The sequence below is a fragment of the Pseudomonas sp. SZ57 genome (genome assembly GCF_009495975.1).
GTDB lineage: Bacteria > Pseudomonadota > Gammaproteobacteria > Pseudomonadales > Pseudomonadaceae > Aquipseudomonas > Aquipseudomonas syringae.
In genome coordinates this window covers 735,701-755,025 of sequence record NZ_WIBD01000003.1, presented here as the reverse complement: position 1 = coordinate 755,025, position 19,325 = coordinate 735,701, and the positions used below count along the sequence as shown (strand labels likewise).

General features: G+C 56.9%; 22 protein-coding genes. 14 read left to right on the top strand and 8 right to left on the bottom strand.

Annotation, left to right across the window (positions count from 1 at the left end):
• The 8 genes from pilO2 to pilM are packed head-to-tail and all read left to right on the top strand — an operon-like array spanning position 1 to position 8,033.
• Positions 1-1,359 carry a type 4b pilus protein PilO2 gene (gene pilO2, locus GE543_RS07205; protein WP_011267068.1) on the top strand — a complete coding sequence of 453 codons (1,359 nt, stop codon included), beginning with the start codon at positions 1-3 and terminating at the stop codon, positions 1,357-1,359.
• Positions 1,349-1,951: a type IV pilus biogenesis protein PilP gene (gene pilP, locus GE543_RS07200; RefSeq protein ID WP_003317569.1), complete on the top strand. Its 603-nt coding sequence runs from the start codon at positions 1,349-1,351 to the stop codon at positions 1,949-1,951. The genes pilO2 and pilP overlap by 11 nt, the downstream gene beginning before the upstream one ends.
• Positions 1,948-3,579, top strand: a complete 1,632-nt coding sequence (locus GE543_RS07195) for a GspE/PulE family protein (protein WP_011267067.1) — start codon at positions 1,948-1,950, stop codon at positions 3,577-3,579. The genes pilP and GE543_RS07195 overlap by 4 nt, the downstream gene beginning before the upstream one ends.
• Positions 3,569-4,660 (top strand): type II secretion system F family protein, encoded by a 1,092-nt coding sequence (locus GE543_RS07190; protein WP_011267066.1) that lies wholly within the window; start codon positions 3,569-3,571, stop codon positions 4,658-4,660. Before GE543_RS07195 ends, GE543_RS07190 begins: the two co-directional genes overlap by 11 nt.
• Positions 4,661-4,698: 38 nt before the next feature.
• On the top strand, positions 4,699-5,223 hold the full coding sequence (locus GE543_RS07185; protein ID WP_003317566.1) for a type 4 pilus major pilin: 525 nt from the start codon (positions 4,699-4,701) through the stop codon (positions 5,221-5,223).
• A gap of 2 nt (positions 5,224-5,225) precedes the next feature.
• A complete protein-coding gene (locus GE543_RS07180; RefSeq protein WP_003425013.1) occupies positions 5,226-6,158 on the top strand; it encodes an ATPase, T2SS/T4P/T4SS family in 933 nt (310 codons plus the stop codon).
• Complete coding sequence (pilV, locus tag GE543_RS07175; protein WP_003425014.1) at positions 6,155-7,561, top strand: shufflon system plasmid conjugative transfer pilus tip adhesin PilV; 1,407 nt, start codon at positions 6,155-6,157, stop codon at positions 7,559-7,561. Before GE543_RS07180 ends, pilV begins: the two co-directional genes overlap by 4 nt.
• Positions 7,562-7,592: 31 nt before the next feature.
• Positions 7,593-8,033 (top strand): type IV pilus biogenesis protein PilM, encoded by a 441-nt coding sequence (pilM, locus tag GE543_RS07170; RefSeq protein WP_003425016.1) that lies wholly within the window; start codon positions 7,593-7,595, stop codon positions 8,031-8,033.
• A 558-nt stretch (positions 8,034-8,591) separates the two neighbouring features.
• Here pilM and GE543_RS07165 read toward each other — a convergent pair.
• From GE543_RS07165 to GE543_RS07150, 4 genes are all read right to left on the bottom strand, one after another.
• Positions 8,592-9,551, bottom strand: a complete 960-nt coding sequence (locus tag GE543_RS07165) for a tyrosine-type recombinase/integrase (protein ID WP_011267065.1) — start codon at positions 9,549-9,551, stop codon at positions 8,592-8,594.
• A complete protein-coding gene (locus GE543_RS07160) occupies positions 9,536-10,096 on the bottom strand; it encodes a GNAT family N-acetyltransferase (protein ID WP_003425019.1) in 561 nt (186 codons plus the stop codon). The genes GE543_RS07165 and GE543_RS07160 overlap by 16 nt, the downstream gene beginning before the upstream one ends.
• Before the next feature lie 338 nt (positions 10,097-10,434).
• Positions 10,435-11,367: a CDF family Co(II)/Ni(II) efflux transporter DmeF gene (gene dmeF, locus GE543_RS07155; RefSeq protein WP_237704612.1), complete on the bottom strand. Its 933-nt coding sequence runs from the start codon at positions 11,365-11,367 to the stop codon at positions 10,435-10,437.
• 20 nt (positions 11,368-11,387) lie between these two features.
• The gene (locus GE543_RS07150; RefSeq protein ID WP_011267062.1) at positions 11,388-11,663 is read right to left on the bottom strand and encodes a metal/formaldehyde-sensitive transcriptional repressor; all 276 of its coding nucleotides are present in this window, start codon (positions 11,661-11,663) and stop codon (positions 11,388-11,390) included.
• Between the two features lie 202 nt (positions 11,664-11,865).
• On the opposite strand from GE543_RS07150, the gene GE543_RS07145 reads away from it, so the two are divergent.
• From GE543_RS07145 to GE543_RS07120, 6 genes are read left to right on the top strand one after another with little or no spacing between them, the layout of a single operon-like run.
• Positions 11,866-12,216 (top strand): metalloregulator ArsR/SmtB family transcription factor, encoded by a 351-nt coding sequence (locus GE543_RS07145; protein ID WP_017278814.1) that lies wholly within the window; start codon positions 11,866-11,868, stop codon positions 12,214-12,216.
• A 21-nt stretch (positions 12,217-12,237) separates the two neighbouring features.
• Entirely contained in the window at positions 12,238-13,527 is a 1,290-nt protein-coding gene (gene arsB, locus GE543_RS07140) for an arsenical efflux pump membrane protein ArsB (RefSeq protein WP_011267060.1), read from the top strand.
• 8 nt (positions 13,528-13,535) lie between these two features.
• On the top strand, positions 13,536-14,006 hold the full coding sequence (locus GE543_RS07135) for an arsenate reductase ArsC (RefSeq protein ID WP_011267059.1): 471 nt from the start codon (positions 13,536-13,538) through the stop codon (positions 14,004-14,006).
• The gene (arsH, locus tag GE543_RS07130) at positions 14,006-14,740 is read left to right on the top strand and encodes an arsenical resistance protein ArsH (RefSeq protein WP_011267058.1); all 735 of its coding nucleotides are present in this window, start codon (positions 14,006-14,008) and stop codon (positions 14,738-14,740) included. The genes GE543_RS07135 and arsH overlap by 1 nt, the downstream gene beginning before the upstream one ends.
• 29 nt (positions 14,741-14,769) lie before the next feature.
• On the top strand, positions 14,770-15,324 hold the full coding sequence (locus tag GE543_RS07125) for an arsinothricin resistance N-acetyltransferase ArsN1 family B (protein ID WP_011267057.1): 555 nt from the start codon (positions 14,770-14,772) through the stop codon (positions 15,322-15,324).
• Between the two features lie 35 nt (positions 15,325-15,359).
• Positions 15,360-15,821, top strand: coding sequence for a DUF411 domain-containing protein (locus GE543_RS07120; protein ID WP_011267056.1), 462 nt, complete (start codon positions 15,360-15,362; stop codon positions 15,819-15,821).
• 69 nt (positions 15,822-15,890) lie between these two features.
• Here the strand turns inward: GE543_RS07120 and GE543_RS07115 are convergent, their stop codons facing one another.
• The 4 genes from GE543_RS07115 to copC are packed head-to-tail and all read right to left on the bottom strand — an operon-like array spanning position 15,891 to position 19,324.
• Entirely contained in the window at positions 15,891-17,270 is a 1,380-nt protein-coding gene (locus GE543_RS07115) for a heavy metal sensor histidine kinase (RefSeq protein ID WP_017278811.1), read from the bottom strand.
• Positions 17,267-17,953, bottom strand: coding sequence for a heavy metal response regulator transcription factor (locus tag GE543_RS07110; protein ID WP_011267054.1), 687 nt, complete (start codon positions 17,951-17,953; stop codon positions 17,267-17,269). Before GE543_RS07110 ends, GE543_RS07115 begins: the two co-directional genes overlap by 4 nt.
• Positions 17,954-18,008: 55 nt before the next feature.
• On the bottom strand, positions 18,009-18,941 hold the full coding sequence (gene copD, locus GE543_RS07105; protein WP_011267053.1) for a copper homeostasis membrane protein CopD: 933 nt from the start codon (positions 18,939-18,941) through the stop codon (positions 18,009-18,011).
• A gap of 2 nt (positions 18,942-18,943) precedes the next feature.
• Positions 18,944-19,324, bottom strand: coding sequence for a copper resistance system chaperone CopC (gene copC, locus GE543_RS07100; RefSeq protein ID WP_011267052.1), 381 nt, complete (start codon positions 19,322-19,324; stop codon positions 18,944-18,946).
• Position 19,325: the final 1 nt, after the last annotated feature.

Here is a 19,325-nt window from a genome sequence, read left to right as displayed (position 1 = left end):
ATGGCGAACCTGTTCTCTCTGATACGAAAGCGCGCTACTCGCCCCCCAACGCCCAGCGATGGCAAAGTTCAGATTCTGACTTATCACGGACGATCTTTCGTTACAGGCCTGCTGTGGCACCCGTTGGGTAGCCTTACCGGCTACATGAAGGAAGCACGCCAGTTTGGTCGCACCCAGCAAATGGACATCGTGGCCATCAGGCATACCGAGTCGGTGATTCAGGCTGGATTTGTTTCGCAGAATGACGGTGCAGTCAAAGGTATGTATTCCCTTGCAGCTGCACTCGCCGGGCAGCTGGGCGCATCGTGGCTGGCTGCCTGGAAGATCGAGGACGCCGAGGATAGATACGCCTTGGTCGCAGTGTACCGAGGTGCGGTCATACCCGGTGCAGACCTGGTAGGCAGCAGTGAGGAAATAAAAAAGAAGGTGGCTCAGCAACTGAGCCGCTCGATGAGCTTCGACAAGATTTTTCTCCCCCCGGAGTTTGGTCGCGGTGGCGAACAATTCGACCCTGAAGCATTGTTGCAGCCATCAAATCTCAAGCGCGAATACAAACTGACACCGCTGGCATTCGGCCTGTCCAGACAGGAACTGCTGAAAGCCGGGGTGATTGGTGCCTTGGTCGTGGCCGGCCTGATTGGGTGGCACCAGTGGAATGAACATAAGCTGCAACTTGCTCGTCAGGCGCAGCAAGCGGCAGAAGCTGCAAGGCAAGCCGAATTGGATGCCCTGAACCAGCGAACAAACTCCCCAGTTGTGATCGAGGCGCTTGTACATCCGTGGGTAAAACAGCCTTCTGTCCCAGTATTTCTTAGAGGCTGTAACGGCGCAATTGACCAGTTACCACCGGCAATCCAAGGATGGCTATTCGTCTCAGCTAAATGCGACGGAACGCTGATGTCAGCCAACTACAACCGGACCGGCAACAGCACCACGCTCGCTTTCAGCGCCGCTACGGCGGGCTACTTTGCAGATACGCCCGCGTTCTACGACGAAGGCAACATGGCCGCGGTGAAGCTCACCTTCGAGCTGCCGCTGGCGGGTGATGACGTTCTGAACCCGGCAACGCAGGCCTTGGACAGCATCACTTCATGGCTGCAAGCCCAGAACGTCCAGCCCAAGATCACGGAAGTACCTGTGACGGTTGTCCAGCCACCAGCTTTGCCTGGCCAGCCAGCCCCTCCACCACCACCGCCTCCGGATTATCGACACTTCGAGATCCGCTACACGAGCCTGTTACCGCCAGCGACTGTTCTTCAAGGCGTGGAAAGCACGGGCATGCGCCTGCGTGAAATCAAAACCGACTTTCAAGACGGCAAATTAACCTGGAACGTCATAGGTGACCTCTATGTGCATTAACCCTCGCGCCTCCATTCTGATGACGTTTCTATTGTCCTGCGTGGCTGCCGGCAACATGGCCGTCGCTGCCGACCCATCTCCCACCGACCTGAGCCGGATCAACATTGGTGAGTTGTCCCAGGTGCAGAGTGAAACCCTGCTCTTCACAGCACAGGCGGCGCGGGCTCGTGCCAAGGAAGACATCGTAAACGGAGCCAAAACAACCACGTCTGTGCCGGTTCAGACTACGCAGAACGCTTACACGACGCCCGCCCCGGCCAGCAACAGCACACCGCAGTTGCCGGTGGTCAAGACCGTGTTCAGGATGAATAACGCTCTGTATGCAACGTTACTGTACGGAAGTGGTTTCGAGGTCGATGCATCTGTTGGTAATGCTGAGCTGCCAGGAGGATTCAAGGTAATCAGCGTGTCACTCGACAGCGTGGTACTGGGCCATGACGGACGCCGATATCCATTAGGTTTCTCGACCCGGGCACCAAGTGGCTCGGTTGACGCGCCCCAAATGTCACTGCAGACACTCAAGCCTGTAGCTCCGGGGCAGCCCTCGGCTATGAGTCCGCTGTCCAGCATGTCGCAGGAGTTTCAGCGATGAGCGGCGCGGTACGAATTGAGCCAGACATTGAGGCTGATCCGTTGGCACGCCAGGTCGCCCGGCCGACCGCAGTCGTGCAACCGATCACCATTGCCATGCAATCTGACGTGGTCGGAACCGTCCTGACTGCGGAGGGAAATCGGTGGGGGGACATCACCAGCGAGTTGCGTCAGCTCGTTGCCTTGTTAGCACCTGCCCCAGAGGCTGAAGAAGCAGAATTGCTCGTGTCGTCTCAGCACATGCACGACCCTTATGTGATGGCATTTATGGACCGCCTGGACCGAGCCGGCGTGCCGTTTCAGACCATCAGCAGCACGCTCAGCGACATCAAGTCTCTGTATCAGAATGCGGGTAAAGCTTTCGCCGGATCTATAGACAGTACCCAGCGTCAACAAGAGGTGATTCGTATCATCGGCGCGGCCCATGCACGACGTGCTTCCGACGTTCACTTCATCGTTGGCCACGAAATCACCTACATCAAGTTTCGTGAGGACGGTCTCTTGCGGGAGTACGGGCAGATCCAGAGCGCCGTAGGAAACGAGCTCTGTTCTTCACTTTTCAACTCAATGTGTGACGTCAAATCTGAGGGCTACTATCAACCGGAACTGAAACAAGATGCGCGCATGGCTCGCACCTTCCTCGATCAATTGGGACTGTCAGGGGCCCGTGTAGCAACCCGCCCTCTCGTCGAAGGGCCTTTAATGGTGCTGCGACTGATTTATGACGATCAGGAGAAACAGTCCGTCGACGATCTGGGGTTTCTGCCAGAACAGAATTTGCTGTTCAAGCGGCTGAGAAGTCTTCCTTACGGCGTGATCATATTGACCGGTCCGACTGGATCAGGGAAATCGAAGTCGCTCCAGGTGCAGATCAACCTTCTGGCTGAAGAGTGCAAAGGCACAAAACATATCCTGACCGTTGAGGACCCGCCCGAATATCCGATGCGTGCAAATCAGTCCCCTCTTGGCAGCAATGAGTCATGGGGAGAATCCATTACAAACTCCGTGCGACTCGACCCCGACATACTGATGTATGGGGAGATTCGAGACCTTGAATCAGCTCAGGGGGCACTGCGAGGGGGGATGACCGGCCACCTGGTTTTATCGACTCTGCACACCAACAACGCTGTAGCAGCAATTCCTCGCCTGATCGACATGGGGGCTGATACAAGCCTGGTCACCGACCCAACACTCATTGTCGGCCTTATCAACCAGTCACTGCTGCCAACGCTGTGCAAGAAGTGTCGCGTGCCTGCGCGCAGCCAGATCAGTACCTTGGATCCGCAGCTGGTCGAGCGGCTCGAAAAGATGACCGTGCTGGATCAGGTCTATCTGGCTGGGCCGGGTTGCTCTCTATGCCGTGACGGGGTGAACGGCAGGGCCGCTGTCGCCGAGATTCTTCTCCCGACCCACCGGTTCATGGAGGAGATCCGAAAAAATGGCCCAAGCGCTGCGCGCCAGTATTGGGTCAAGCACATGGGTGGTATCACGAAGGTTGCCCACACGCTCATCAAGATAAATACAGGACTGATTGACCCGCGCATGGCAGAGGCCGTAGTCGGTCCATTGGATTTTGACAGCTACATGCTGGATGCCGAAGCGCCTGAGGCAGAAGTCCATGCTCAGTAAGGTGATGGATGCCTGGTCTGGGCTTGTAGATGGCTTTTACAGGAACCAGTTTGGAGGCAATGAGCGGATCCGGCTTTACGAGAGCATGACCGCTCTGCTCGAGAACGGGGTGCCGCTCGACCTGGCCATTGATCGTATTGGATCGATCTACAGTGATGGAGGCCGACGTGCTCGACATCCGATCGCGCTTGCCAGCTATGGCATAGGCAAAGCTGTGGACGGCGGCAAGACGCTGGCCCAGGCCTGCCTTAACTGGGTGCCTTATCAGGAGCACGCCGTTATCAGCGCCGGCGAGAAGTCAGGGAACTTGATCCAGGCATTCAGCGACTGCGTGCGGATCATCGAAGCTCGGCAAAAAGTGATGAAGCTGGTGGTCTCAACGGCCTCGTACCCGGTTTTTGTCTGGAGCCTGATGGCCTACTTGCTGAACGTAATCGCCACCCGGGTGGTGCCGGCCATGAGCCGCTCATCCAACCCAGAAGCCTGGTCCGGCGCACCCATGGTTCTGCACATGATCGCCACCTTTGTGACTAACTGGGGACTTCTGACTTTGTGCCTTGTGGTAGTCCTGGTTGTCACCAGTGTCGTCACTCTGCCTTACTTCCGTGGCCCTTGGCGGACAAGGCTGGAGATCTTGCCTCCCTGGTCAATCTACAAAGCGCTCCACGGCTCAACGTTCCTCCTCAATATCGCGGTCATGCTGCGAGCAAACATCGATCCGCTCGGAGCGTTGGACACGTTAAAGCGTGGGGCAAATCCGTGGCTGCGTGAACGCCTGGAAGCCGCCCACTACGGGGTTCGGATGGGTAAAAACTTTGGGGAGGCTTTAGATCTTTCCGGGCATGAATTCCCAGACCACGAAGCGATTCAATTTCTGATTGTTCTCTCCACTACGCAGAGCTTCTCGGCTGCAGTGCACCGCTACAGCCTTCGCTGGTTGGAGATATCACTGAAACAGGTCGAGCGTTACGCAAAGACACTGTCCCTCGTATCCATGGTTCTGATCGGCCTGTTGATGATTCTGGTCATGGTCGGGGCCTACAGCATGACCGGCAATGCCACACAAGGCATGACGCACTGAGCACTACACCCGTTACCCACATACCCAGGACCACACACATGCAAAACACCACTCACTCCGCTCGGGCGAACCAGATCGGTTATATCTCGATTGAATTGCTCTTCGTTCTCATCGTTATCCTGATCGGGATGGGCTACGCCCTTTACAACGGTTGGGGCGCGATGGGCAGTTCGGACGTCAACAACGAACAGGGTAACGTCGGTCAATTGATCGCGAACACTCGCAAGCTCAAAGGCAGTACCGGTTACGGAGCGTCAGGGACCGATCTGATCGCCCAGCTCAGCTCGATACGTGGCCTGCCCAATATGTCGTTCTCCAGCGGCAAGCTCTACAACGCCTGGAGTGGCCAGGTCACTGTGGTTGCCAACGGGATGACATTCACCGTGACCGAGGCCGGTTTGCCCCAAGATGCCTGTGTGACACTGGCCACGAAGATTGGACGCGGGCAGAAGGTCACCACCTCTATCAATGGCGGCACAGCTGTGAACGGCGAGGTGAGTTCAGCTGCTGCCACCAGTGGCTGCTCTACTGATAGCAACACGTTGGCTTGGACGGCCTACTGAGCATGAACCCAATTATCGACACGCCTTTTAGTGACCTCTACTTGGGGCCGGATTTTACGGACGTAAAAGGCCTGGATGGCCAGAGCGGACGTGTCGAGGCTCCGGAAAACTGGAAAGAAAGCGCCCTGCTATTACGGGAGGAATGCGCAAAGCATTTTGAAGTGCATCAGGATCCTGAGTTCTCGTTGATCAAAGAAGGAACGGTGCTTCGCGTCACTCAGATACCCGATGCCTTTGGCCAGGCCGTGTTCGTACTGCGCAGATCAAATGCGCAGGTCCGGCAGTTCGACCAATTGGGTTTTCCTGAAGACCTTGTCGAATCGCTGCTTACGAAGCAGGTGCGCGGCCTGGTGATTTTTTGCGGCGAGATTTGCACCGGTAAGACGTCAAGCGCAGCTTCGCTGATCATCGCCAGGCTAAATGCGTGCGGTGGAATCGCGTTGGCTGCAGAGGATCCAGCTGAGACAGATTTGAACGGTCGTCACGGACCTGGTCGTTGCATCCAGATGCAGGTTTCGAGACGCAATGGCGGGTATGAGGAGGCTTTGATGAGAGGCCTCCGCTCTGGCGCGGACATGATGCTTATCGGTGAGATCAGAGACACCCCCACGGCAGTTCAGGCAGTGCGAGCGGCAATCAATGGCCTGTTCATCATCACCACAGTTCACGCGGGAACAGTACCGCAGGCGATCGAGCGAGTAGCGACTCTTGCGGAGCCGGCCATCAGCAACGTCCGATCAATTCTGTCACAGGGTTTGGTAGCTGTAGCTGCGCTTGCCCTCGAAGGTGAAGGCGAAATGCGACATCTGAAGATCCAGAGCCTTTCACTGACTGGACCTGACGGCCCTGGTATTCGCGAGAAGATCCGTTCGAATCAGATCGCGATGCTTAGCCAGGATGTGGATCAACAATCGAACAGGAGCCTCTGGGGATGAATGTTCTCAAGCATGGCCAGACCAGAAAGAATGGTTTTGTGGTGATCGAGCTGCTCTTCGGCCTGATCATTTTCGCCATTGCGTCGGCCATAGGCGTCTCGCTGATGGCCGACAGGATGGATGCGCAGAACTATCAAATCGCAGCTCAGCAACAGCAGCAGATCGCAGAGGCCGCTTCTAAATACTTGAAGGACAATTTCGCAACGGTCTATGGATCGGCGGGCACAACCACGCCTGCGACGATTACCCCTCAGATGCTACGCAACACCAACTATCTGCCAGCCAGCTTCAGTGACACAAATGCATTCGGTCAAAGCTTCGTGGTGCTTGCTCGAAGGGTCAACGTCAACCAGCTCGAATCCATCGTGATCACTACCGGTGGCCAGGCTATCGATGAGATCGGTACCCGGACGATTGCGGAAAATATGGGTGCGCCGGGTGGCTTCATCCCGTTCAACAACACCGGCGTTATCCAAGGAGTACGAGGCGGCTGGCAACTTGCGCTGAGCAACTATGGGATCAACCCAGGCGTTGGCCACACTGCGAGTGCCTTGTTTCTCCAGGATGGCACGCTCTCCAACGACTACCTGTACCGCAACGCCATCCCAGGAAAGCCTGAACTCAATCGCATGAACACGGCGCTCAGTATGGGAGGAAACAATGTCAACGATGTGGCTGCATTGAACGCCTCTGGAACAGTGACGGTTGGAGGTAATGTCGACACTGCTGGGTCAGTGAACGCCGTTGGCAATGTGAGTGCCTCGGGATCTGTCACAGCCCAGGGGAATGTGAGTGCGTCGGGGAGCGTCACAGCCCAGAGCAACGTCATCGCTGCAGGTGATGTATACGCGCAGTCGGTGAATGCCTCGGCCAACCTCACGGGGGCGGCGGCCCGCATATCAGGCGAGACTGTCACAGGCGGTTGGTTTCGCACTCAGGGCGACACCGGCTGGTACAGCGAAAAATGGGGTGGTGGCTGGTACATGAGTGACTCGGACTGGGTTCGGGTCTACGGCGACAAGAACCTCTACACAGCCGGGAACATCCGGGGTGGGACAGTGACTTCGGAAGGTCGCGCGACCGTCGGTGAATACCTGCAGCTGAATGGCGTTGCAACTGCCGGCACTGCCTGTGCTGCAAACGGTATGGTTGGTCGAACCAGTACGGGTCGATCCCTTTCTTGTGATAACCAGGTCTGGGTGGTGAACGGTTCCAGTGCCCCTACCTGCACGGCAAAAACCATCCCCGGCTACGACGCAAACGACGTCACTACCTACGCTTGCCCAGTCGGCTACACAAAAGTTGGTTGGGACACGGCCGGCTCAGGCCAACGATTCAGCAGTACCCCAGGAATCGTGGTCGGCCAGAACGATTACGCCACCATTTTCTGTTGTCAGTTCTGACCAGGCTCATAACTGTCATCGAGGACGTAGAGTGAACATTTACTGGCTTGCAATGGTGGTGATTACAGCAGTGCTCGGAATGGTTTATGAGAAGTCACACCAGGCAGAACAGAGCTCCCAGACCGTAGAAATCTCCTTGATTGCTCATAACGTCCTCGTCTACAGAAATGCCTTGGCCGAGTATGCCTACGCTCACAAAGCTGCATCAGGAACGGTGGCCGATAACCAGTTGGCACTGCCCACCTGGTACGCGCGTTACCCTGGGGTGGAGGGAGTGATCGATGCTGGACGAAGTTACGCGTTCGTCGGATCCCCTCCTCCCGGTCTTGTTTCAGAGATGATCAATTTGACTGGGGGGTCGCTGGCCATCGGAACGGCGTCGTCTGGCAGCCTTGTCACCCCGTCATCTGGTAACGTGGGGGTCGCACTGCCGGCGACAGTACCCAACGGCGCAGCCGTGGCGTACCAATGAGTCAATTGACGGATCGTCACAGATGCGAACAGAAAGGCAGCAGGGGCGCATGCCCCTGCTGGTGTTGCTTAGACTTGTTGAATTAGTCGAATCAGACGAATAGACCAGTAAACGGTCTGCAGCGCTCTAATCAACTCTTCAGGTATGAATCGCAGCATGGCGATGTCCTCGCAGAGTGAATGGGATCAGGATTAGGCTCCTGACATATCCACACGACAGCGAGTAAACCCCCTAGAGGAGTTGACGCAGAGGGTTACCAGCAATACTCTGAGATTTCCTAGGTCCCGTTGTATGCGTCATGTGTTGCACCGATGTTAAACGCAAGAAAATTGCATTGCCACCTGATAAAGACAGTGATGCACTCTGCCCCCGCCTCGCGCGGGGGTTTTTATGACTACGCGATTTTCGTAGAAATGGTGTTTTGAGGTATCTGGAAGCATCCGGGAGACCTCTACGAGCCTTTCCGTCAAATTTCGAGATTTGGAGTGAGCAGTAATTACCAACCTTAATTCTCCGACGAGTGGTAGTGGTTGAAGGGTGGCCCACAATCCGCGGTTCTCAGTATTTGACTTTAAACGTCGGAGAGTCTTCCGGTCGCTGGCCGCGCCGATCATACAAACGCGTCGTGCTGATGTTTGCGTGCCCCAGCCAGATCTGCACCTTGGCAATGTCCGCGTCATGCTCAAGCGCGTTTGTAGCCGCCGTGGCCCGCAAACCATGGACGCCCAGACCATCAACCTTGATGCCGGCAGACATCGCCCAATGACACACGATCTTATAAATGCCATCGGCGCTCAGCCCGGTACCAGAGGCGCGACCTCGTAGTGACCTAAACAGCGACCCATTCCCTGCTCCTCGCTCAAGATCCTTTTCCATATATGCGTAGATACGTTCGGCGGCCACGGGGTGCAGCGGTAGCCAGCGCAGCTTGCCGCCTTTGCCGTTCACCCGCAGGTGCTTAATGCCCCGTCGCTCCTGCAAGTCGCTGGTTTTCAACTGCGCGCCCTCCTCCCGGCGCAGGCCGTGGTACAGCAGCACGGCCAGCACAGCACGATCTCGTAGTCCCTTGAGGCTGTCAGCCGGCGGCGCATCGAGAAGCGCCTTGGCCTGGTGGTCCGCGAGCGCGGGCGTCTTCCCTTCGTTGCTTTCGATCCGGGGCCGCTTGACGCCGTGGACCGGATTGCCCCCTGCCACTGCATTGTTCTCGAGCAGATGATCAAACAGGCTGGCAAGCGCGGCGAGTTTACGCCGGATCGTTGCTCCGGCCAGACCACGCTTCTCCAACCGAGCGCGCCAGGCCAGGACATGTGCGCGCGTCACGGCCCGAAACTCTTCGGCCCCGGCCAAGCCGACGAAACTGCAGAAGTCTTGTAGGTCGATCTGATACGCCCGGCGGGTACGTGGATTATCGATATTGGCAAACCACTCCACGGCTGAGGGTACAGCCGTCAGTTGCTGGAACTCCGCCGCCGTAAGCCGACGTCCGCCATCCTCAATTGAGATCAATTCTCCCGGCATGGACCGTACTCCGCGTCCCATTTAGCCTTAATAGCAGGCCACTCATCCGATGCCATGAGCTCACGCTGCAAGCGCTCATGGATCGGCTCAGGCACTAGGTGCTGCCAGCGATCCATTTCGGCGATCATTTCCATGCTACGAATCTCATCTCCGATTACGGCTCCCACCGCCGCAAAACGTATCCGCGCCTTGTGCCAGAATCCATCTGATGTGCCAAATTGATACAGGGGCACTATGGGCAGGTGGTGCTTTTGCCAGAGTTGCCAGAGCGCGCTTAAGGCGAACCCGCGTCGTCGATAATCTGCGTCGATTTCGATCTTGTCGATGTAGAGCCGGTCCTGCAGCGGGTTGATGCAGTAATCAATGTGGCCCACTCGCTTGCCCTCGACCTCCAGCCTGGCCAAATAGTCCATCCCAGGGAAAACGAAGTTGCCTCGTGGCGCTGCTTGCTCCTGAACCAACAAACTCAACTTGTGCGCCACCTGAATCATCATTTCAGCTTCGCGTCTATGAAAATAATGCCGAACTGGCTCAATGATAGACATACGGTCAGCCCTCCTGAATTAGCGTGATAACGTATTTCTTACGCTGGTTAGCAGCGACCGATGCTTGATGCGTCGTAGCTAGCGACGGAGTCGGAGATGCCAGATGGGTCGCTGACATTGAAGGAACGCTTGGGAGTTGGCTCATGGGGTACCCATTCAAAGCCGACAATTCCAACCCTAGCGGGTTGGCATCCGTCTGTGAGACTTGCAATCAAACGGCGCTCAATACGAACGTGATCACGTTTGCTTGAAGTCAGGTGATTCCAGAATAATAGAGTGAGTAGGCAAGGCGTGCGCCCGCGCCCGTTGCAGGGGGCCTTGCCGATTATCATCAAGCTCTACGTAGCAGGCAATGCTGCTCGAAACTCAATCGTGAGGTGGCTAACTTCGTGAACAGGCTTCAACCGATCACGGATGCTATCCGCATTTGTTGTAGAGGCCCCAAGAACACTGACAATTGCAGCATGGGCTTCCGGACCAACACGCCACACGTGCAGGTCGGTAATTTTGGCATCGCCAGCTTGCTCAACCAGCTCGCGAATTTCATCTGCAACATGATCGTCGGTTTGATCCAGCAGAACTCCCGCAGTAGCGCCCATCAGGCTCCAGGCCCACCGTGCGATCACAATTGCACCCACGATACCCATGGCTGGATCAAGCCAGACCCATCCGAGGTAGCGGCCAGCAAGCAGGGCAGCGATGGCAAGAACAGACGTCAGGGCATCGGCAATCACATGAATGTACGCTGACCTAAGGTTGTTATCCCCTCCATGAGGACTATGGTCATGGTCGTGATGACCGTGGCCGTGGTCATGCCTGTGGCCGTGGCCGAGCAGCAGAGCGCTTACGATGTTGACTCCCAGGCCTACGATGGCAATCAGCGTTGCCGTTCCGAACTGGACGTTAGTAGGCTGGAACAGCCGAATGATGGACTCAACGCCAATTCCCAAAGATACTAATCCCAGGATAAGCGCTGATGCAAAGCCGCCCAGATCTCCCACTTTGCCGGTGCCAAAACTGAAGCGAGTACTGGATGCATGACGCTTGGCGTACGCATAAGCCGCCGCTGCGATCCCCAGCGCACCCGCATGGGTAGCCATATGAAATCCATCGGCTAACAGAGCCATAGACCCTGTGAGGTACCCAGCAGTAATCTCCCCTACCATCATCACAACGGTAAGTATTACCACCCAAAGGGTACGTTTTGCATTCTCATCATGTGCCGAGCCGAGATATACGTGCTCGTGCGTAAAGCTGGTGTTGCTGTTCATGAAGTTCGAGCCTGCGTTCATCACTTGGAATAACGTCGAATGGCTTCGAGAAGCTCTTCGACGCCCTTGGACCGCTCTTCATCGCTCAGCGCCGGATTAGCCACATGCTCCCGGGCGTGATCTTCGATGATTTCGTCCATCAGGCCATTGATAGCCCCGCGCGTGGCGGCCACAAGGTGGAGCGTCTTGGCACAGTCGTGATCTGACTCAAGAGCCCGTTCTACAGCCTGGATCTGGCCTGCAATGCGCTTTACGCGTTTAAGCAGATCGTCTTTGTTTGATGCTACGTGAGTCATAGTATACCCCCCTTACCTATACCTATGATTTCATACCCTTCCCCCCTATGCAATTCGGGCTGAATAAATCCTAATTGCGTGTCGTACGCAGCAGGCTTATGACACAACTGATTGGTCCATACGTATCAAGCGTACTCAGACCTTTCGCAGAATGAGTTACATCTGTATATTCGGATATACGAATATTAAAATTGAACGTCCCATGCACCTTTCCCCGGTAACCCTTTTCAAATGTTTAGGCGACGAGACACGAACCCGCATCATGCTCATGCTGGCTGCGCAGGGTGAGCTATGCGTGTGCGAACTTATCTGGGCACTTGACGACAACCAACCCAAGGTTTCTCGTCACCTGGCCCAGTTGCGTACCTGCGGGCTGCTGGAGGATCGCCGGCAAGGACAATGGATCTACTACCGCCTTCACCCCCAATTGCCGGTCTGGGTCCTAGACGTGCTCCAGGTAACCCTCAAAGCCAATCATGCCTGGGTTGATCAAGACTCCAATCGGCTCGAATCCATGCAGGACCGTCCTGTTCGCCAAGCTGCTTGCTGCTGACCTTCTGACGAGAGTTTCGTGATGCTTACTGCGGCTGCAATTTTTGTATTCACATTGGTACTGGTGATCTGGCAGCCCAAGGGCTTGGGCGTCGGATGGAGCGCAGCGGCAGGAGCCATTCTTGCTCTGCTAACTGGCGTTGTCAGCCTGAGTGACGTACCTACCGTATGGCACATTGTATGGAACGCCACCGCTACCTTTATTGCCGTCATTATCATTAGCCTGTTGCTCGATGAAGCCGGCTTTTTCGAATGGGCTGCGCTTCATGTGGCGCGCTGGGGAAAGGGAAGTGGAGGACGATTATTTGCGCTGATGATCCTCTTAGGTGCTGCCGTTTCGGCTCTATTTGCCAATGACGGCGCAGCGTTGATCCTAACGCCTATCGTAATTGCCATGCTGAACGCTTTGCGCTTTAGCCCTGCCTCTACTTTAGCGTTCGTCATGGCTGCAGGTTTCATCGCAGACACTGCGAGCTTGCCCCTGGTGGTCTCCAACCTGGTCAACATCGTCTCTGCTGACTTCTTCAACGTAGGCTTCGGGGAGTACGCCTCGATCATGTGGCCGGTGAACCTGATCAGCGTGGCAGCCACGTTGTTGATGCTTTGGCTGTTCTACAAAAAAGACATTCCCGCACGGTACGTGCCTGAGCAGCTGGACGTGCCCAGGCGCGCCATTCGCGACCGTGCGACCTTTATTGCGGGCTGGTGGGTACTGGTGCTACTGCTTGTGGGCTTGTTCGCCTTAGAGCCGCTGGGTATCCCCATCAGCGCTGTGGCAGCGGCGTGCGCGCTTATCCTCCTGATCGTCGCTGGCAGGGGCCGCGTCATCTCGACCCGAAACGTGATCAAGCATGCCCCGTGGCAGGTCGTGGTCTTCTCCTTGGGAATGTACCTGGTCGTGTATGGGTTGCGTAACGCCGGCCTGACAGATGCCTTTACCGCGTTACTCAATGCGCTGGCTGAGCAAGGCCTGTGGGCAGCTACCCTGGGTACTGGCCTAGCCGCCGCCCTGCTGTCCTCGGTCATGAACAACATGCCTAGTGTTTTGATCGGAGCCCTTTCTATTCAGGCTAGCAATGCCTCGGGCATCGTGCACCAGGGCATGGTGTACGCCAATGTCATCGGCTGTAATCTGGGCCCAAAAATCACCCCTATTGGTAGCCTGGCTACCCTGCTGTGGCTGCATGTCCTTGCGCAGAAAGACATCCGCATTACCTGGGGTTATTACTTCAAGGTCGGCAGCCTCCTGACCCTTCCCATCCTGCTCGTCACCTTGGCCGCATTGGCCCTGCGGCTGAGTCTTCACGCTTAGGATCAATAATGAAAGTTCTATTTATGTGTACCGCCAATAGCTGCCGGAGCGTGCTCTCTGAAGGCTTGTTCAACCACCTTGCGCCTGACGGAATGGTGGGCGTCAGCTCTGGCAGCTTTCCCAGCGGAAGTTTGAACCCCCGCGCAGTGAGTACCTTGCAAGGTCTAGGCGTGGATACTTCGGCGCTCTACAGCAAGGGATCGGAGAGTTTCCAGGAAAACCTGCCTGATATTGTCATCACTGTCTGCGACAAGGCCGGAGGCGAGCCATGCCCGGTATACTTCGGACCCGCCATCAAAAGCCACTGGGGCCTGTCCGACCCCTCGGACGTCGAGGGCAGCGATGAGGAGGTCCAGGCCGCGTTTGACGCCACCGTGGCGCATATTCGCCGGCGTTTCGACGCCTTCTTCGCACTTGACTTCAACGCGCTCGACTCCACGGAGCTGAAACGTGTCCTCGATGAGATAGGTGCACTGTGATGAACGATTCGGTGAAGACCGATCCGAGCGATTTTCCGAGCCTGGATGTATCGCTATTGAACATTCCTACCCAGGATCAACTCGCCAAGGGCGAGCCACCGACACACAGTCCAAGAATCCTGCTGCTCTACGGGTCCACTCGGGAGCGCTCCTTCAGCAGACTGCTGACCCAGGAAGCGGCTCGCATTCTGGAGCTCATGGGCGCGGAGACCGCGATCTTCGACCCTTCCGGTCTACCGCTGCCCGATGACGCACCGGTGGGGCATCCCAAGGTGCAGGAGCTAAGGAACCTAGTGATGTGGTCAGAAGGGCAGGTGTGGTGTTCCCCTGAACGCCATGGCTCGATGTCTGCGGTGTTCAAGGCGCAGATCGACTGGATTCCTTTGGCACTGGGCGCGGTACGTCCCTCACAAGGCAAGACCCTGGCGGTGATGCAGGTATGCGGAGGCTCGCAATCGTTCAACACGGTCAACCAGATGCGGGTGTTAGGCCGTTGGATGCGCATGGTCACAATCCCCAACCAATCCTCCGTACCCAAAGCTTTTCTGGAGTTCGATGAGACTGACCGCATGAAGCCGTCCAGCTACTACGACCGAGTGGTGGATGTCATGGAGGAGTTGATAAAATTCACCCTGCTGATTCGCGGCCGGGAGGAGTACCTGGTAAATCGCTACTCCGAGCGTAAGGAGAGCGCCGAAGCGCTTTCCCAGCGTGTGAATCAGCGGCCCAGTTAGGCGGGCTGTTAAACCACAAAGAGGTTGAAATGAGCGTCAGCAGCATGGTCAGGAGCGCGTCCCCTACCGACGCCGCTGCCATCCAGGGTATCTATGCCCCAATGGTGGAGCGCACTGCAATTTCCTTTGAGCTGGAACCGCCGACCGTTGAAGAGATGGCGCATCGCATCGAATCAACCCTGTCCAAATACCCGTACCTGGTTGCGGAGCGCGAGGGTCAAGTGGTGGGCTATGCCTACGCCAGCCAGCACAGAACCAGAGAAGCTTACCAATGGTCAGTGGACGTGACCGTGTATGTGGCTCCCCAAGCGCATCGTAGCGGCATCGCCCGCGTGCTGTACGCACGCCTGATTCCGATCCTGGAACGCCAGGGATTTCACACCGCTTATGCCGGTATCGCGCTCCCAAACGCGGGAAGCGTAGGGCTACATGAAGCGCTAGGTTTCGAGCACCTGGGCACCTATACCGAAGTCGGCTTCAAGCATGGCAAATGGCATGACGTCGGGTACTGGCGCAAGCGCTTGAACAGTGCAACACCCCCAGGGCCAATTGTTCCGTTTAGCCAGCTTATCGAGGCAAGGTAGGCTGGAAATCACTTCATTTTATAGAGTGGTCGCACATGAAATTTATAAGTCTTACTACCGCTGGACGGCGCGCGGTCGCAGCCATGGCACTGGCTGTCGCGTCAGTGGCACAAGCCGCTCCTGCGCACGTGATTGACGTTTACCGGGACCCCAATTGCGGATGCTGTTCCAAGTGGATTGCTTACCTGCGGGACAATGGCTTCACGGTTAATGACCATCTGGAAGAAAACATGAGCCCGGTGAAGGCCAAGCTGGGTGTGCCTGAGAAATTGATGTCGTGTCACACCGGTGTAGTGAACGGCAAGTTCATCGAGGGGCATGTCCCGGTCCAACAGATCGCTGAGCTTGAACGCCGGACTGACCTAATCGGCGTGGCGGCACCCGGCATGCCAATGGGCTCACCGGGCATGGAAACAGGGCACAAAAGCGCCTATCAGATCATCGGACTGAAAAAGACCGGCGAGCAGGAGGTGGTGGCTGACTACCCGGCGCAGTGACAACCGGTTTCATGTCCGCCAAGCCTGGGGGGCCTGGCTTAGCGGTGCCCAGGCTATCAGGCCGGCATGTCATGTTCGTGGGCCAGATGACCGCACGAAGGTGAGGATGAAGGTCGTTCGGCCCTCGTGGGATGTACACGAGATAGTACCGCCATGCGCTTGCATCAAGGACCGGGCAATCGCCAGCCCCAGCCCCGCATTCCCGGCGCCTTCGCGCCGCGCCGGATCAACCCGGTAGAACCGGTCAAAGATGCGGTCCAGGTGCTGCGGTGCTATTTCAGGGCCAGGATTTTCCAACCGAAGCTCTACCCTTCCTCCGTGATCGTGGATGCTGACCTTGATCGTCTCTCCGGACGGCGTATAGCGCAGGGCATTGGACAGCAGGTTCGACACGACACGGTCGATCATCACGCTGTCAGCGAAGATCGAGGCGTTGCCTGATGCTTGTAGCTGAATCCCCTTGTCCTCGGCCAGAAACTCGTAATAGCCGAACAGCTTGCTGATGACTGTTCTCAGATCCAGTTCAACAGCCTCGGGCACAATTAGCCCGTTATCAGACTTGGCCAGGAACAGCATGCCGTCGATGATACCCGAAAGACGATTGAGCTCTTCCAGATTGGAGCTCAGATTCTCTTCGTACACCTCGGGCGCACGCTTTTTGGCCAGGATCACCTCGGTGTGGGTCCGCAGGTTGCTGATCGGGGTACGAAGCTCGTGCGCAATGTCAGCAGAGAAATTCGATAGGCGCACAAAGGAATCGTCCAGGCGACCAAGCATGGAATTGAACGCGGTGATGAGCTCACGCAACTCATCCGGTACCGGCCCCAAGGGAATGCGTTCCTTCAGCGAGCCAGCGGACATTGAGGCGGCGGTCTGGGTCACCCTTGCCACCGGCCGCAGTCCGTTCTTGGCGACCAGCCACCCGAGGGCCGCGCTTAACGCGGTACTAGCCAATAGAACGCCCCAGAACCAGCGTTCAAGCATGGCAAAGAAGTGCATATGCGTGGTGACGTCCAGGACAAGCCACACGGTCAATGGTGGGCTGGCAGTGGGTAACGATACCGAGGCAGTCAATGCCCTAAACATGCGGCCTTTGTTTTCCCACTCCCAGACGCCATCGCGCTGGGTGGCCTGCGTGAGCGATGGCGCCGCTGATTGGGGAGGTTCTGCAAAAAAAGGCGTCCCATCCGTCTTCAGAAATACAGCGCTGAGGTCGGGATGGGCCCCAAGGAGGGTGTGCCAGCGCGCCTCGAGCAGGTCCGGGTTCGAGCCTGATTCAATGGCGATCTGGTTAATCGCTTCGAGCTTTTCTCCCAGTGTCTGCGCATCCAGGGCGCGGAAGTGGTGACGGCTCAGTTCGTTGAAGGCGACCCCCACGATGATAAGGACGACGGCGACCGCGACCACAAACAGAAGGCTTAAGCGCAGGGTGAGTGAGCCAGGCTTCATCCTTCGTCCTGCGCGTCTAGCATGTAACCCATTCCCCGGCAGGTATGCAGCAGTTTTGCCTCGAAGTCATCGTCAATCTTGGCCCTTAACCGCCGTATGGCCACTTCAATGACATTTGTGTCGCTGTCAAAATTCATGTCCCAGACTTGGGAAGCTATCAGCGATTTGGACAGCACCTCACCTTGCCGGCGCATCAGCAATTCCAGCAGTGCAAACTCTTTGGCCGTGAGGTCGATTCGCTTGCCGCCCCGGGTGGCTCGACGCTTGAGCAAATCCACCTGAAGGTCTCCGATTTGCAAGCTAGTTTGAACCGGGAGGTTGCTGCTGCCGCGCCGCAGTAGCGTTCGCACCCGTGCCAGCAATTCTGAAAAAGCAAATGGCTTAACCAGGTAATCATCGGCGCCCAGCTCCAGCCCCTTGACTCGGTCGTCTACCCCGTCGCGTGCGGTCAGAAACAGTACCGGTACGGATTGGCCAACGGTGCGAAGGCGTCTGATGACTTCCCAGCCATCGAGGCCTGGCATCATCACGTCGAGAATCAACAGGTCATAGGCTTCATTGAGCGCCTGGTCAACGGCATCTGTGCCTGTGACCACGCGGTCCACATTGAAGCCAGCCTCCCGCAGGCCTTGCTGCAGATAGATTCCAGTTTTAGGTTCGTCTTCGGCTACCAGCAGTTTCATGTTTGACCCTCCACGGCACCGGCCCAGTGTGACGGTAAAACAGGGCTAGGCACACTCACATCCCCGCTTCCATCTCAGGGGACAGCGTGCCAAGCCAGGCAATCAGGCCCAACACCACAACAGCAGCAGCCAACTCCAGAGCCATGCTATAGCGGATCGACCGAGCCGCTCGCGCGTATTGGCCGTGGTGGACCGCCCGTTCAAACGCCGGGCTCAGGATAAAGCGGTTAGCCGAGGCCAATCCGACCATCAGGCCAAACAGTGCCAGCTTGCCCAGCAGCAATACCCCGTAGGTGCTTTTCACCACGCCACTGACCTGGGGACCGACGATGAACAGATAGTTCACCACGCCCGTGATGACTATTAGCGCCACGATCACCGTGCCCGCCCGTTCGAAACCGGTGAGCGTGCGTGATAGCACCTGGACCGACTGTAGGGTTTCGACCTTGTTGGGCCGTAGCATCAGCGCAAAGGCCACCAGCGCGCCGAACCAGCCCCCGGACGACCACAGATGAAGGATGTCCGCACTGAAGTGCCAAAAGCGCCGGGAGTCTTCGTCCATGGCACCGTGGCCCATCCACGCTAAGGTAGCCAGGGCCACGCTTGCTAGCAGCGAAACCATCAGCAGGCTTGCCATAGGTATCCGAAGGTTGAAGGCGATGGCCACAGCCGCCCCCACCAGTGCGGACATACGGATGAGCCAGGCGGTGCCAAGCTCCGTCTGCGTCACCATCATCTTGACGTGAGGCACAGCCTCTAGCCATTCAGACGCACCGCTCATGGCTTTGGCCATGAGCACAATGGAGATAACCGACAGCAGCAGGCCGATCAAAACGGTCGTGCTCAGCAGGGGCCTGAAGGGCAACACGGCGCCCGAGCGGCGTTCTGCGCCGCGTAGGCTGTAGAGGCCAAAGAGGGCCAGCCCGAACAGCATCATCAAATCGGTATACAGCGCGAAACGAACTGCGATGCTGAGCGGATCTTCCATGTTTATTTGACCTTAAACGTCACGCTACCGGTAATCGGGTGGGTATCGGAAGACACTGCCCGCCAATCGACCTTGTAGGTGCCCGCCGTCAGAGGTGAGGCTGGGGTGATAATCATGGTCTTGGGGTCACCGCCACCTGACACCGCTGTTTTGACTCCCATCGGTGAGTGTTCCATGCCTGGCATCGCCGTCATGACCAGCTTCGCGCCGGAAAATTGGGTAACCAGGTTTTCGGAGAAATGCAGCTCAATCTTGCCAGGGGCCGCACCTTCACTGCCTTCAGCCGGAGTCGAAGAAACCAGCTTGGGGTGGGCTTGGGCCAGTGCGCTGACCAGCATCCCAGCGGCAAAGAGCGTGACGAAACGTGTGCGGTTCAACAACATG

Excerpts from the sequence above, each read along its gene's own strand:
- pilO2 (WP_011267068.1), top strand. The coding sequence starts at position 1 with ATGGCGAACCTGTTCTCTCTGATACGAAAGCGCGCTACTCGCCCCCCA.
- pilP (WP_003317569.1), top strand. The coding sequence starts at position 1,349 with ATGTGCATTAACCCTCGCGCCTCCATTCTGATGACGTTTCTATTGTCC.
- GE543_RS07195 (WP_011267067.1), top strand. The coding sequence starts at position 1,948 with ATGAGCGGCGCGGTACGAATTGAGCCAGACATTGAGGCTGATCCGTTG.
- GE543_RS07190 (WP_011267066.1), top strand. The coding sequence starts at position 3,569 with ATGCTCAGTAAGGTGATGGATGCCTGGTCTGGGCTTGTAGATGGCTTT.
- GE543_RS07185 (WP_003317566.1), top strand. The coding sequence starts at position 4,699 with ATGCAAAACACCACTCACTCCGCTCGGGCGAACCAGATCGGTTATATC.
- GE543_RS07180 (WP_003425013.1), top strand. The coding sequence starts at position 5,226 with ATGAACCCAATTATCGACACGCCTTTTAGTGACCTCTACTTGGGGCCG.
- pilV (WP_003425014.1), top strand. The coding sequence starts at position 6,155 with ATGAATGTTCTCAAGCATGGCCAGACCAGAAAGAATGGTTTTGTGGTG.
- GE543_RS07165 (WP_011267065.1), bottom strand. The coding sequence starts at position 9,551 with ATGCCGGGAGAATTGATCTCAATTGAGGATGGCGGACGTCGGCTTACG.
- GE543_RS07160 (WP_003425019.1), bottom strand. The coding sequence starts at position 10,096 with ATGTCTATCATTGAGCCAGTTCGGCATTATTTTCATAGACGCGAAGCT.
- dmeF (WP_237704612.1), bottom strand. The coding sequence starts at position 11,367 with ATGAACAGCAACACCAGCTTTACGCACGAGCACGTATATCTCGGCTCG.
- GE543_RS07150 (WP_011267062.1), bottom strand. The coding sequence starts at position 11,663 with ATGACTCACGTAGCATCAAACAAAGACGATCTGCTTAAACGCGTAAAG.
- GE543_RS07145 (WP_017278814.1), top strand. The coding sequence starts at position 11,866 with ATGCACCTTTCCCCGGTAACCCTTTTCAAATGTTTAGGCGACGAGACA.
- arsB (WP_011267060.1), top strand. The coding sequence starts at position 12,238 with ATGCTTACTGCGGCTGCAATTTTTGTATTCACATTGGTACTGGTGATC.
- GE543_RS07135 (WP_011267059.1), top strand. The coding sequence starts at position 13,536 with ATGAAAGTTCTATTTATGTGTACCGCCAATAGCTGCCGGAGCGTGCTC.
- arsH (WP_011267058.1), top strand. The coding sequence starts at position 14,006 with ATGAACGATTCGGTGAAGACCGATCCGAGCGATTTTCCGAGCCTGGAT.
- GE543_RS07125 (WP_011267057.1), top strand. The coding sequence starts at position 14,770 with ATGAGCGTCAGCAGCATGGTCAGGAGCGCGTCCCCTACCGACGCCGCT.
- GE543_RS07120 (WP_011267056.1), top strand. The coding sequence starts at position 15,360 with ATGAAATTTATAAGTCTTACTACCGCTGGACGGCGCGCGGTCGCAGCC.
- GE543_RS07115 (WP_017278811.1), bottom strand. The coding sequence starts at position 17,270 with ATGAAGCCTGGCTCACTCACCCTGCGCTTAAGCCTTCTGTTTGTGGTC.
- GE543_RS07110 (WP_011267054.1), bottom strand. The coding sequence starts at position 17,953 with ATGAAACTGCTGGTAGCCGAAGACGAACCTAAAACTGGAATCTATCTG.
- copD (WP_011267053.1), bottom strand. The coding sequence starts at position 18,941 with ATGGAAGATCCGCTCAGCATCGCAGTTCGTTTCGCGCTGTATACCGAT.
- copC (WP_011267052.1), bottom strand. The coding sequence starts at position 19,324 with ATGTTGTTGAACCGCACACGTTTCGTCACGCTCTTTGCCGCTGGGATG.